9 protein-coding genes are annotated in these 13,639 nt (G+C 59.2%); 6 read left to right on the top strand and 3 right to left on the bottom strand.

Features of this window, described 5'->3' with window-relative positions; translation table 11 throughout:
• Positions 1-226: 226 nt before the first annotated feature.
• On the top strand, positions 227-2,212 hold the full coding sequence (gene mnmG, locus ACOBR2_RS19885; RefSeq protein WP_420237823.1) for a tRNA uridine-5-carboxymethylaminomethyl(34) synthesis enzyme MnmG: 1,986 nt from the start codon (positions 227-229) through the stop codon (positions 2,210-2,212).
• Between the two features lie 473 nt (positions 2,213-2,685).
• Here the strand turns inward: mnmG and ACOBR2_RS19880 are convergent, their stop codons facing one another.
• From ACOBR2_RS19880 to ACOBR2_RS19870, 3 genes are all read right to left on the bottom strand, one after another.
• Entirely contained in the window at positions 2,686-4,710 is a 2,025-nt protein-coding gene (locus tag ACOBR2_RS19880) for a Cache 3/Cache 2 fusion domain-containing protein (protein ID WP_420237822.1), read from the bottom strand.
• A 95-nt stretch (positions 4,711-4,805) separates the two neighbouring features.
• Positions 4,806-5,345, bottom strand: coding sequence for a nuclear transport factor 2 family protein (locus tag ACOBR2_RS19875; RefSeq protein ID WP_420237821.1), 540 nt, complete (start codon positions 5,343-5,345; stop codon positions 4,806-4,808).
• A gap of 151 nt (positions 5,346-5,496) precedes the next feature.
• A complete protein-coding gene (locus tag ACOBR2_RS19870) occupies positions 5,497-6,123 on the bottom strand; it encodes a Crp/Fnr family transcriptional regulator (protein WP_420237820.1) in 627 nt (208 codons plus the stop codon).
• 806 nt (positions 6,124-6,929) lie between these two features.
• Here ACOBR2_RS19870 and ACOBR2_RS19865 point away from each other — a divergent pair.
• The 5 genes from ACOBR2_RS19865 (at position 6,930) to ACOBR2_RS19845 (ending at position 13,204) form a co-directional block, all read left to right on the top strand.
• A complete protein-coding gene (locus ACOBR2_RS19865) occupies positions 6,930-7,829 on the top strand; it encodes a DmsE family decaheme c-type cytochrome (RefSeq protein WP_420237819.1) in 900 nt (299 codons plus the stop codon).
• A 103-nt stretch (positions 7,830-7,932) separates the two neighbouring features.
• Positions 7,933-10,560 carry a hypothetical protein gene (locus ACOBR2_RS19860; protein ID WP_420237818.1) on the top strand — a complete coding sequence of 876 codons (2,628 nt, stop codon included), beginning with the start codon at positions 7,933-7,935 and terminating at the stop codon, positions 10,558-10,560.
• A 219-nt stretch (positions 10,561-10,779) separates the two neighbouring features.
• Complete coding sequence (locus ACOBR2_RS19855) at positions 10,780-11,091, top strand: c-type cytochrome (protein WP_420237817.1); 312 nt, start codon at positions 10,780-10,782, stop codon at positions 11,089-11,091.
• A 173-nt stretch (positions 11,092-11,264) separates the two neighbouring features.
• Positions 11,265-11,579: a c-type cytochrome gene (locus ACOBR2_RS19850; RefSeq protein ID WP_420237816.1), complete on the top strand. Its 315-nt coding sequence runs from the start codon at positions 11,265-11,267 to the stop codon at positions 11,577-11,579.
• Positions 11,580-11,767: 188 nt separating this feature from the next.
• Positions 11,768-13,204, top strand: coding sequence for a cytochrome c3 family protein (locus ACOBR2_RS19845; RefSeq protein WP_420237815.1), 1,437 nt, complete (start codon positions 11,768-11,770; stop codon positions 13,202-13,204).
• The last annotated feature ends 435 nt before the right edge of the window (positions 13,205-13,639 follow it).

Raw genomic sequence — 13,639 nt, 5'->3', positions numbered from 1 at the left:
TTCCAATGGGATCGTTCCGGGTTGAACAGGCTGCGAGCATTTTGAGCGCAGAGGAAATTCCCGTGCCTGAAGGCACGTCCTTCGGTCTGCCTCCTTCGGGGCATGAATGCCCCCGCTCCCTCCCCCCGCCCAGAGTCCAGAGAACAGAGGACTGAAAGCTGAGGGCTGACATCTGCCCGCAGCTTTTTCCGCTGGAGCAAGCTGTGGGTTCGTACAATGGAGACGGATGGCATTCACCGAACAATACGACATTGTAGTAGTGGGCGCGGGCCATGCTGGCTGCGAGGCCGCCATGGCCGCCGCACGCATGGGCCTGAAGACCGCTCTGGTCACCATGAATCTGGACCTGATCGCCCAGATGAGCTGCAATCCGGCGATTGGCGGCGTGGCCAAGGGCCATCTGGTGCGGGAGATCGACGCGCTGGGCGGCGTGATGGGTGAGGTGGCCGATGCCGTCGGCATTCAGTTCCGTCTGCTCAACAGCTCGCGCGGCCCCGCCGTCTGGAGCCCTCGCGCCCAGTGCGACAAGCAGTTGTACCGCATTCGCATGCGCGAGGTGCTGGAGGCCCAGCCCGGCCTGCACATCCGCCAGGCGGAGGTGGTGGGGCTGGTGGTTGAACAGAGAACAGAGAACAGAGAGCAGAGCGCGGAAAATGCGGTGACAGAACCGGCGCGGCGGGTGATCGGTGTGCAGCTGCGCGATGGCCGCCAGATGCTCTGCGGAGCCACCGTCATCACCACCGGAACCTTTCTGAATGGCCTGATTCACTGCGGTGAAGAGCGCTACCCGGCAGGCCGCTCGGGCGAGCCAGCCAGCGTTCTGCTGGGCGAGGCTCTTCGGGCTCTTGACCTTCGGACTTGCCGCCTCAAGACCGGCACACCGCCGCGCCTGGATGGCCGCACCATCCGCTGGGAGGCCTTTGCCGAGCAGCCGGGCGACGCCGAGCCCACGCCCTTCAGCTTCCGCACCAAGAAGATTGCGCAGCCGCAGATCAGCTGCCACATTGCCTTCACCACGCCCGAGACGTTGCGCATCATCCGCGAAAACGTCCATCGTTCGGCCATGTATTCGGGGCGGATCGAGGGGATTGGCCCGCGTTACTGCCCGTCGATCGAAGACAAGATCGTCAAATTTCCCGACAAGACCCAGCATCAGTTCTTCCTGGAACCCGAGGGGCTGAATACGCATGAGGTCTACGTGAATGGCATGAGCACCTCACTACCGATGGAGGTGCAGTGGCAGATTGTGCGCTCGATTCCCGGCCTCGAGCAGGCCGAGATGCTGCGCCCCGGCTACGCCATCGAGTACGACAGCGTGGACCCAACCGAACTGGACCGATCCTTGCGCGTGAAGTCCATCGCCGGGCTTTTTCTGGCTGGGCAGATCAACGGCACCAGCGGCTATGAAGAGGCTGGCTGCCAGGGTTTGATGGCTGGCATCAACGCCGCGCTGGCGGTGAAGGGCGAGCCCGCGTTTACGCTCGACCGCAGCGAGGGCTACACCGGCATTCTGGTGGACGACCTGATCTCCAAGGGCACCAACGAGCCCTATCGCATGTTCACCAGCCGGGCCGAGTTCCGGCTGCATCTGCGCATTGACAATGCCGACCAGCGCCTGACGCCGTATGGCCGCAAGCTCGGCCTGATCGACGATGCAACCTGGGCCGCCTACGAGCAGAAGCAGGAGCGCCGCGAAGCTCTTGACCGTCTGTTGCGGTCAAACAAGGTGGATGCGGAAAAGCTGGAACGGGCCGGGTTGGCCGAGCTGACGGCTACGGCGGGACTGAACTGGGCGGCGTTGCTCAAGCGTCCCGAGGTTGGCATTGAGCCGATTCTGGCTGTGCTGGACGAAGAGTTGCGCCGCGAACCGGTTCTGGCCGCATGGCTGGACGACGAGAGTGTGCTGGCCGGACCGCGCAAGGCCGAAGTGCGGGCCGTGGAAACCGGGATCAAGTTTGCCGGCTATCTGGATCAGCAGAAAAAATCCATTGAAAAGCTGAAGGCCGCGGAGACGGTGGCGATTCCGGAGTGGCTGGACTACGGCACGATCAGCGGCCTCTCCCGCGAGATGCGCGAGAAGCTGGAACGCGTGCGCCCGGGAACCATCGGGCAGGCCAGCCGCATTCCCGGCGTAACACCCGCTGCCCTCAGCCTGATCCACGTTTCTATCCGGCTGCAGGGGGCTAGACGGAAGGCAGCTGCCAGCCTCTAGCTTCCAGCGGATTTGTGCGGGAACGGAGTTCTTTGGGTTGTTGATGTTCCCGGCGTCGGCCTGATCAATCATTCGTATTTCACCCCGGGAGGGGTTTGCTGCCCCAAAGAGACGGAGCGCCCTGGAGGGGTGCTGTGAAATTCTGCAAAAAACAGCTTTAAGCCACCGCATCCTACCGCCCCTCCGGGGCGGAATTCCATGCCCGCAGCCTACCCAGGGTTCCCCCTTCGACTTCGCTCAGGGTCCACCCTTGGCTATTTTCGCTCTGCCCCTTGTGGGGCAGACTGAATTTCTCCACGTTTGGTGCGCAGTTTCTCTCTCTGCAATTGAACTCAAGATTTCCGATCCAACCACAGAGCCAATTCTCGATGCTGCCCTGTGCGATGAGTCACCATAGACGCCAACAGTTCCAGGCTCAGTCGAAGCCGATCCCGCAGCACGATGAGCTGGAGGCTGGAAGCTGGAGGCTGCCCTCACGCCTCCAGATGGAACTGATCGACGATTTCGTTGAGTTTTTCTCCGATGGCGCGTAGTTCGGTGGAGACGGCTACAACCTTTTCGGCTCCGCTGGCGCCGGCGGCCACGCTTTGCGCCACCATCAGCATGGTGGAGGTGGCGGAGTCAGCCGAGTCGGCTTCCTGCTGGGCGGCTTCGGCGATGCTGGCAATGCGGCTGTCCACCTCGAAGACCAGCTTGGAGATGCTGCTGAAGGTGTGGTTCAGGCTGGAAACGGCGGTGGCTCCATCCTGGGCGTGCAGGCAGGCGGCGTCAATGTCGGCCGCGGCCCGGTTGGTTTCGTCCTGAATGCCGGCGATCAGTTCTTCCACCTGCTGGGTGGCCTGGGCCGTGCGTTCGGCCAGGCGGCGCACCTCGCCGGCAACCACCGCGAATCCGCGCCCATGTTCCCCGGCGCGGGCGGCTTCGATCGAAGCGTTCAGAGCCAGCAGATTGGTGCCGGCGGCAATTTCCTTGATGACCTCGACGATGGAGCCAATCTGCTGCACACGGTCGCTGAGTGCGGCCACCCGGTTGGAGCTTTCCTTGGTGTCCGTGGCCAGCAATTGCATCCGCTCAGCGGTGGTGCCCACCAGTTCGCCGCCCTGGCGGGCAGCTTCGGCCGCAGCGCGTGCCTGTACGGAGGCGTCGTTGGTGTGGCTGGAGGTGTTGGCAATCTCCTCGCAGAGCTGCGATACCACGCCCGAGGCTGACATTGCATGCTGGCGCTGCTCCGCCATGCTGGTCATCGAGAGTTGGGCAATACCCTGAATCTCATTCGATTTTTCAAGCGTAGCCTGGGCCCGGTCGTGTACGTCGAGCAGTGTGCTGCGTAACCGGGCCACAAAGTTGTTGAAGCTCTGCGCCAGGTTGCTGATTTCGCCCACATCCTTGACCGTGAGCACGGTGTTCAGGTTGGCGTTGTCCAGGTGACTGGCCAGCTCTGTCACCGGCAGAATGACCTGACGGCGCATCAAGGTGAACTCCAGAAGCAGGATCAGGCCCACCAGAATGACGGTTTCGGCAGTCAAAATATCCAGCGTGCCAACCGTCCTCCAAAAGACGTCCATCTTCGGATAGGCGGTAACCACGCGATAGCCCCAGGCGGGATAGGTCGTTTCCTGCACAACCCAGCCGGACGGATTCTGACGGATGTGGACAACATCCTCGTCCGTAACCTGCTTGCCGTGAAACAGCGGGGTTCCGTTGGTTTCAACCAGTGCTACAAAACCATGGTCCAGGATCTGGGCTTCGGCGATGCTCTGGTAGATGGCGCTGAGGGAGTCGAGCCGGAATCCGGTGTAAAACGCACCGACCAGCCTGCCGTTCGCGTCCTTCATGGGGACGTAGCAGGTGGTGTAAGGAACACCCAGAATCTTGACCACGCCCCGGAATGTCTGCCCTTGCGTCAGTGCCGCATATGCTTTTCCCTTGGGATCGAGCACTGTGCCGATGGCCCGGGAACCGTCCGGCTTTAGCACATTGGTGCTGACACGGATAAAGCTTTTTCCATCCCAAACAAACAGCGTGGCCGTCCCGCCTGCAAGCGTGCGGATGCGGTCGACGATCTCGTAGTTGCTCACCTGCGACTGATTGCCGAAGATGAGGTTGGGAACGCTCTGTTCATTGAGGGCGGCGTTGCCCTTCAGGTCGGGCGCTCCCTTGAGCTGGCTCTCCCGCTCCAGCATGCGGGTGGCGCTTTCTACCTGGTGGCCGGTCAGATCGTCAATGGCGGCCAGACGGGCCAGAAGCTGGCTGGACTCGCGCCCGGATTCCTCCCGGGCGTCCTTGCTGATGCGCGAAGAAAAAAAAGTCCAGGTGAAAACACCGAAGACAGAACAGGTGATGGAAACCAGAAGTAGCGTGTTTACAACCAGGCGCGTGCCTATCGAGCTGATTTTCATGGCGCGTCGGATTCCTTCCGTGGCCTGTTCAGTCTTCAATTTGGGAGCGCAGGCCAGACCCAGATTCAGGAACGTTATCGGCTCAGGTGGAATCTTCATGAGCAGACAGAAGAACCGGGCCGGAGGCGTAGCCTCAACAGCCCGGGAATGGAAGTTAGTTTTGAAAGGGGAAGCGGAAGACTCTTCCGCGAAATTTATTTACCGAACAGGGGAAGATGGAAGGGAGTGTCGGTGCCAGGCTGCTTTTTGGGCCTGGATCCAGAGTCTTCGCGCACCACCGTGCGTTGTGAGTTGACGCATACCCATCCCCCGCGCAGGCGTTCATAGACGTGGGTAAAGATTCCCTTTTCATCCACTTGCGCGTTGCCCATCTTGTGGTGCAGCGTATAGGTTCCGTTGGCCACGGCAATGTCGCCGAGCATGCGCACCGTTACTACTCGCTGGGCGAGGCTCAGCGTTTTGTCTTCGCCCACGATGACCTGGGCCAGCTGCTGGTTGCGTGTGGTGATGTCGCCCGAGGCAGAAACATCCACGAAAAGCGGCGAAAGCACCAGCTCCAGACTGTACTGGTCGTGTTCGTTGACGGCCTTTGACCAAGTATTTTCAATCTTCTGGAACTGTTCGACCTCGGGGCTTTGGGTGGTGGTCACCGCCATAGCGGAACCGGTACTCTGCGCGGCGACGAAAGTTCCTGCCAGGCAGAACACGGTGAGAAAAGCAAGCAAGCGATTCATGTGCGACATCGTCTCCCGGCACTATGATAGCGCCTTCCGATCACAGGGCTTTGACAAAGGAATCGGGAAAATGGAAGCAGGGGAAGCTTCTGGGAGCTGTTGACGTTCCGCACCACCTGCGGTATGTCAACAGACCCCGGGGGCGGAAAGATCAGCTCAGGGCCTGCAACCGCTCCGGCCGGTGGATGGTCAGCAGCGAGTCTTCGATCGAAATCCAACCCTCTTTGCGGAACTGGCCCAGCGTGCGGGTGATGGTTTCGCGGGTGGTGCAGGTCATCGAAGCCATTTCTTCATGGGTCAGCAGCAGCGGGAAGCGATATTCGCCGGCCGGCAGGTGCTCGCCGATCTGATGAGCAAACTCCATCAGCAGACGGCCCAGACGGGCGGCCACGGTCTCGGAAAGAGAGATGCGGCAGGCATCCTGCAGGGCAAAGCGGTACTCCTGGCAGATGCACTGCACGGCTCGCATCTGGGCCTCTTTGTGGCTGCGCAGAAAGCCAAGAAAGCGTTCGCGCTCCACTGGACGCAACTGGGCGGAGGTCAATGATTCGGCCGAAACCTCGTAAAGCCCGTGGGAGAGAACCGCGTACAGGCCCAGCATGGAGCCCGGCCCAGCCACCCGCACAATCATCTGGCGATCCTGGGCGTTGCCGGCCGTCAGCTTCAGGTAACCGGAGCAGATCATGTAGAGGCAGCGTGCCTCTTCGCCCTGATGGAACAGAGCGGCCTGAGCGGGCAACGAAATCGTGCTGGTGGCTAGCTCCAGATCGGCCAACACAGTGCTGCCGAGCGAGCAGAACCAGCCCGGACGTCGGTTCGAACAGGCTGCACAACCGATAGGAACAGAACGTGCCCCATGCCGTTGCCGGAGCGATGACTCGTCTGATCTTTGTATGCTTGCCATGATCTTGCCCTATGCGAATCGGAAGGACGCCGCTCTCTCTGCCTTTCTTTCCAGGAAATATCAGGAAGGGAGGATGCGTATGTTGGCGTACTTGTTCTTATATCTGAGTTTGCCGGAAGCGAAAGTAAGGAAGATGTGACCGGGCTCACGCCTTGGGCGGAGATGAGAAGAGCGCTGGTTTCAGGCTTTTGCGGCGACGCATGCCCGCCGGAGGATGCGGGGTGTTTGCAGAGGTTTACCCATAAGCAATTTGAAATCAGGTTTTTATTGGCACCTGTTGGAAGCCGGGGAGGAGGATCGGTTTTTCGACCTCCGGGGTCGAATTTTTAACGGAGTGCCGTCTTGGATCCTCGTCACTCTAAAAGAGTTAATGCCTGATTGAAATTCTATCTGCTCGGCGTGTGATGTGTGTCACGGTAAGTGCATAGATGAAAGGCATAGGCTTCCGCGCAGAACGTGATGCTCCGCACGCTCACATGTCTCCCACGTTGTGCATCCGTGGTTCTGTTTCCGCTCCATCTCGTTTTCTTTGAAGAATATTCGTGGACAGAAACGGAATTACTGGTAAAGTGTTTCGCTGAGGAGGCGCAATGAGAGCATCCAAGGCGGTATTTTGCATGGTTAGAAATCGGCCTGTAACGCGAATGCCAATCGGTGCGATTCCGGGATGTTGGACGGGATTGCGTGTTTTTCTTTTGATGCTGTGTCTGGGACTGTTCAGCGCCGCAGCACTGGCGGCTCCGGCTGCCGACAAGAAGACGTCTCAGGATGCCGCAGCAGCCAGCGATCAGTTCGTTGGTTCCGAAACCTGCGCTACCTGTCACGATGAAGTGGCCCAGAAGTTTGCCTCCAACAAGCATGCCAAGCTGGCCGAAGAGCACCTGACCAAGGGTGCTGGCTGCGAAAGCTGCCACGGGCCGGGCAAGGCCCATGTGGATGGCGGTGGCGATACCACCAAGATCTTCAATCCCGCCAAGGCCTCGGCCAAGGATGTGGATGCGAAGTGTCTGACCTGCCATGCTGGTGCGCACCCGAACTTTGAGCGTTCGCCCCATGCCAAGGCCAATGTCGGTTGCACCGGCTGCCACAGCGTGCACGCCGGCAACACGGAAGACCACCTGCTCAAGGCCAGCCAGCCGCAGCTCTGCTTCCAGTGCCACAGCGACGTCAAGCCGCAGTTCAACATGCCCTTCCACCATCGCGTGAATGAAGGCGCGGTTTCGTGCAATGACTGCCACGACGTGCATGGAAGCTTTGGACCAAACAACCTGAAGTCAACTGCCGATCAGAACGAAGTCTGCACCAAGTGCCACATGGAGAAGCGTGGACCGTTTGTCTACGAGCATGCTGCGGTCAAGGGCGAGGGTTGTCTGTCTTGCCACACGCCGCACGGTTCGCAGAATGCGCGCCTGCTGAATACGCCGTCGATCAACGTTCTTTGCGCCCAGTGCCACAGTCTGGTGGCGACGAACAAGGTCCATAATTCCACCTTGTTGAGCCAGTCGAGCGATGTTACGCCCTGCATCGACTGCCACACGATGGTACATGGATCAAATCTTGATCAGTTCCTCAAGCGCTGACGGGTTTTTCCGTCAGCCTGCATGGGCCACAGGCTCTGCAGGCAAGTGAATGAGGTGCATACGGGTTTCTGACACGACAAGTGACGCACGAAGTGAGGCTTTTATGAACACTGGCTGTTTGACACGGCTACATCATGCACGGTCGATCCGCGTCGGCTTTCTTGCCGCGGGTCTGGTCATCGCATTGCCGATGACTGCCGGCATCGCCCTGGCGCAGGATCCGGCGGCGAATACAAACACTTTTTCCACCAAGTTCTCCATCCCTGACGGTTACAGTGCAAAGCACACGGTGGATGTGGGCGGCCGGGTGGCCAACAAGGTCGGCTCCGGTGCCATGTATGACACCATGGTCAACGAGCAGTCAGGTCCGCGCGTTAGTGGCGAGACTCTCGATCTGCACAAGCTGGCCAGCAACAAGCATGCCCTGGTCGATCATGCCCGCCTGACCGGTTCCGGCTTTGGCGGCGATCCCTACAACTTCGCCAAACTGACGGCGGAAAAGTCGAAGATCTACGCGTTCACCGGCACCTTCCGCCGCAACCGTCAGTACTTTGACTACAATTTGCTGGGCAATCCGAATCTGCCGGCTGGCATCACGGTGCCCATCGGCTCCTCTTCTTCACCGTCGGCCTACCTGAGCTGGCCGCAGCCGCAGCACTCTTCGGTGATGACCAACACGGTGCGCCGTATGACGGACACCGATCTGACGCTGTTCCTGGCGCCCAAGTTCACGCTGCACGTTGGCTACGCGCAGAACATCCAGCAGGGTCCATCGCTGCTGCCCGCGCGCGCCGCAGGCATCCTGAAGTACAGCGCGCTGCTGGAACAGTATCAGCGCCACTCGACCGATGAGTACACGGCATCGATTGACTGGACGCCCATCCCGAGAACCCTCATCACCTACGAGCAGCGGATTCACCGTTACAAGGAAAACAGCTACTTCACGCTGGATCCGAATGGATTCCTGGCGCAGGAAGCCGACGGTACGCCGGCCTACCTGGGCAACTGGGATCTGTCAAGTAACGGAGCGGCCTCGACTACGACGGCCTTTGCGCCGTACAGCACGGCGGCTTGCAACAGCAATAGCATTGCAAGTTCGACGACGGTGCTCTATCCTTCGTCGAACGGCGGCCTGCCGATCATCGATCCGTCTTGCGCGGTGGTGACCAACTATACGCGGACGAACCCGATCCGCACCACCATGCCGACCGAAATGCTGCGCTTCCAGTCTTCCAGCATCAAGAACCTGAGCATCAACGGTCAGGCCAGCTATAGCTGGGTGACCATGAACATGCCCAACTACTACGAGAATGGACAGGGACTCAGCGGAACCACCCGCGATGAGTACTTCTCGGCAACAGGGTCGGGTAAGCGTGAGGTTTACAACGCGAACCTGGGTGTGGCCTGGCAGTTGACGCCCACTTTCAGCCTTTCGGATCAAGTAACGTTGTCGGCTACGTCGCAGCCCGGATCGGTAAACTATCCCAGCTATACCAAACTGACGACCACGACCGGTAACGAGACGATCAACTACACCGGAACGCTGACTTCCACGCCAACGACGGCAGGTGCTACGCAGACAGCGGGCGTGGTTGCAGGTACGTACCTCGGTGCCACCTACACCTACTTTGGCAACGAGCAGTTGACCAATAGCGTGACGGCCAACTGGATTGCCACGCCCAAGACCAACCTCTCGCTGACCTACCGTTACGGCAACAAGAACATTGGGCTGAATACGGGCTATCAGTCGGCCTATGCCACCTCCAGTTCCAACGTTCCCACCCGTACCACCTTTGCCATCAGCGATCAGGCCGGTGTCTTCAATGCCGCCTATCGTGTGAATGCAAACTGGGATGTGAATGGCACGGTGGAAGCCAGCTACAGCGACAGCGCATTTACTGCCATGTCGCCGCGTCAGCTGCGCCGCTACCGCGTGCACACCAAGTTCCGTCCGGAAAAGTGGGCAATCTTCACGGCGGCCTACACCGACAAGGAAGTGCACAACAACACCAGCAACACGGGCCTGGCTTCGGTCTACGGATCTCTCGATCACGTGGATTACAGCCGTACCGGCAGCATCAGTGGTGTGTTGACGCCCAACGAGCATATTGCGGTGGACTTCGACTACACGTACAACGACGTGTACACGGCCACCAACATCTGTTACGCAGCTCAGGACAGCGGTTTCCTGGTAGGCACCACCAGCCCGTACTTTGCAGGTGCGGCTTCGGTGAATGCTTCGGGCAATCCGCAGACCTGTGCTACCAGCAGCACCAGCAGCACGCCAACCCAGTGGTGGGCCCGCTCCTTTGCACATGCGCCCACGCAGTACGGCACGGCGGGCGTAACCGTGAGCCCGAATGACAAGGTGACGTACGGCGCAGGTTACCGGATCAACTCGGTGGCTGGCAGCCAGTTCTTTACCGATGCCCGCGCGGTCAATGGTGCAATGCAGTCGAAGTACCAGACGCCTTACGCCAACGTTGCCTGGACGGTTCACCCCGGCCTGACCTGGAAGGCGGAGTACAACTACTTCGGCTACAGCGAAGCCAGCACTTCGGGCGCGCAGTACTGCACCATGGCTTCAGTGGCCACGGCATCCTCTTCCAACATCGTGCCTTGCAGCTCATTGTCGGTTTCAACCGGCATCAACGCCGGTTCGGCCGGTATGACTGCACCGCGTAACTTCCACGCCAACAACATTGCGCTCGGCCTGCACTACGAGTTCTGATTGTGAGCTGGAATCTATCTTTGACGAAATAGGGTGGACCGTGAGGGAGCAATCTCCACGGCCCGCCCTCTTTTTGCTCCGTTCTGTGTCCTGTTTTTTGCTGCCCTGTTGCTCTTTGCAGCAAGGTGGAGTCGCGGACGGATTGAAACTCTCAAAGCCGGACTTGGGCACGTACGAGCAAAAGAATGGCTCTGAGGGGGGATAAAACAGGAGCGTAAGATGAAAAAGTTCATTGTGGTGATGTCGATGTTTGTGCTGGCCGGTTCGCTTGGCTTTGCGCAGTCCTCGGGAGAAAGTGTCTACAAGGCCAAGTGTGAGAATTGCCACGGCGCCAACGGAACGCCCCCTCCGGGCATTGCCAAGGCAATGAATGTCAGGTCCGCCTCGGATCCTTCGGTGAAGTCGAAGAGTGAGGCGTTGATGCTTGAGTTGACCAAGAGAGGATCGGGCAAGATGCCGGGCTATGCAGGCAAGTTGACCGACGATCAGATCAAGGCTTCGGTCGAATACTACCGTTCGCTAGGTAAATAGCATGGCTGGCCGGCGCATGATTTTTACTCTGCGCCGGCTTGTCGCACGGTTTTTCGGCTACTATCTTGGAGTTGGCATGGCGGTTGGAAAAACCTGTCCGCAGCCTGCTCCGGGGATGACCACAAACCGCCGCCGAGTAAGATAAGGTCGGCAATAACCCAAGGAGTTGTTTCATGAAGAACATTCGTTCGTACGTTGTGCTGGCGCTGACGCTGGCTATTGCCGGCGGGATGAGCTTTGCTCAGTCCGATGCTGCCTCGGTTTACAAGACTAAGTGCGCTAGCTGTCATGGCGCTGCTGGCACGCCGAACCCGGGTATGGCCAAGATGATGGGCATCAAGCCGGTCAGCGATCCTGCGATGAAGGGTCTTTCCCCTGCTCAGATTGCCGCGACCGTCAAGGGTGGCAAGGGCAAGATGAAGCCGGTGGCTGGCTTGAGCGATGCCCAGGTGAAGGACGTTGCCCTGTACTTCCATGCGTTGAAGTAGAGGAAAAGACTTCTTTCCCAACCCGTGAGATTCGGCTCGTCGTGCGCGGCGGGCCGCCCCATGGCAGGCTTCCCTGCACTGTCCGTATTTCTGGTTCCCCCAGGATGCGGTACTTCCCCGTGGTATTTTCGGCCTTCTGACGACAGGCCGACCATTCGACGATCACCTTTGGCTTTTAGGGGGACAAGGTGTCCATACTCGATAAATTCCGTGAAAACTGGGTGCGCCCGGCTCTTTTTTTTGGCAACAACCTCATCAGCCTTGTGGGTGGAGCGATCACCACGGCTGCGGCTGTGACCACAATCGGCTACTGGCTGGTGGAGTTGTTTGGCCGTCCGAACGACAATCCGTACCTGGGCATTATTTTCTTTTTCCTGATGCCCGGTCTTTTTGTCTTCGGTCTGGTTCTGATCCCCATCGGTATTTTTCTGCAGCGCCACAAGCTGCGGAAGGCCGGTCAGATTCCCACGGTGTATCCGAAGGTGGATCTGAACGACCGCATGTTCCGCCATGGGCTGGATATTGTGCTGGTGGCCACCATCGTCAACCTGCTGATAGTGGCTACGGCCAGCTATCGTGGGGCGGCGTACATGGATTCGCCGCAGTTCTGCGGGCAGAGTTGCCATGTGATGAACCCCGAGTACACGGCCTACAAGGTTTCGGCGCACTCGCATGTGCCTTGCGTGGAGTGCCACATTGGCTCGGGTGTTGATTCCTACATCAAGGCCAAGGTCAACGGCTCCAAGCAGTTGCTGGACGTGATGACGGGGCATTATGAGACCCCGATTCCCTCGCCTGTAACCAATCTGCGTCCGGCCCGCGAGATCTGCGAGGCCTGCCATACACCGGCCAAGTATGTAGGCGAAAAGCTTCTGGTCAAGTCCAGCTTTGCCGACGATGAAGCCAACACCCAGTCGCAGACCGTGCTGGTGCTGCATCTGGGCGGAGAGGATTCGTTCTCGCATCTGAGCGGCATTCACGGCGTACATCTGAACCAGATGAAGTACATCGCCACGACGGGCGACCGTCAGACGATTCCGTGGGTGGCACGGCGTAATGCCGATGGCAGCCAGACGGTCTTTACCGCTTCGTCGCTGAACGGGGCCACGCCCAAGGGCGAGCTGCGCACGATGGACTGCATCGATTGCCACAACCGCGCTTCGCACACCTTCCAGACGCCGGAAGAGGCTTTGAACCGCGCCATGGCCGATGGAGCGATCAGCACCGATCTGCCCTGGATTCACAAGGAAGGTCTGGAGCTGTTGAAGGCCACCTACAGCAGCCAGGACGAGGCCAAGGCGAAGATTCCGGCGCAGTTGAAGGCGTTCTACAGCGCCCAGCGGCCGGATGTTCTGCAGGCGAAGGCGAACCTGGTGCAGGTGGCTGGCGCGCAGCTTTACACCATCTACGCCCGCAACGTCTTCCCTGACATGAAGGTCACCTGGGGAACGCATCCGAACAACATTGGCCACATGGCCTATCCGGGCTGCTTCCGTTGCCACGACGGCGACCACTCGTCGAAGGACGGCAAGACGGTTACCCAGGACTGCAGCAACTGCCACAACCTGCTGGCGGTTGAGGAGTCCAAGCCGAAGGTGCTGAGCGACCTAGGCATCACGCAGTAATTTCTACAGCATTTTCGGAATTGCTGTAGACCGAAAGCAGGAGGCTAAGTACCTTTTTCCTCAAGAAAAAGGTACCTTGCAAGCCCCTTAAAAAGTCTACCTATATTCCGAAAATGCTCTAAGCAGGCAGGGGCAGAATTCAGGTCCGGGGTCGGATGCGTTTCAGAACGCACCGACTCCGGACTTTCTGTTTGTGGGGTGCAAAGAAGAGTGCGCGGAGGAAGAAAGCACTGTTTCCTGTACCAACTCCGCTATACAATCAGGGCCAAGTCTATCGCTTTGCTAGGCATCTGCCCGGAAACCGAGGGCGCCTGCGAAGCCGGAATCATACCCTCCAGGCCAGCGGCCGAACCGTTACAGCATCTTCGGAATTGCTGTAGACCGAAAGCTGGCGGCTAAGTGCTTTTTTCCTTAAGAAAAGGCACCTTGCACGCC

This window comes from Telmatobacter bradus, assembly GCF_048629425.1.
Lineage (GTDB): Bacteria > Acidobacteriota > Terriglobia > Terriglobales > Acidobacteriaceae > Telmatobacter > Telmatobacter bradus.
This window is presented reverse-complemented; position numbering and strand designations above follow the sequence as displayed.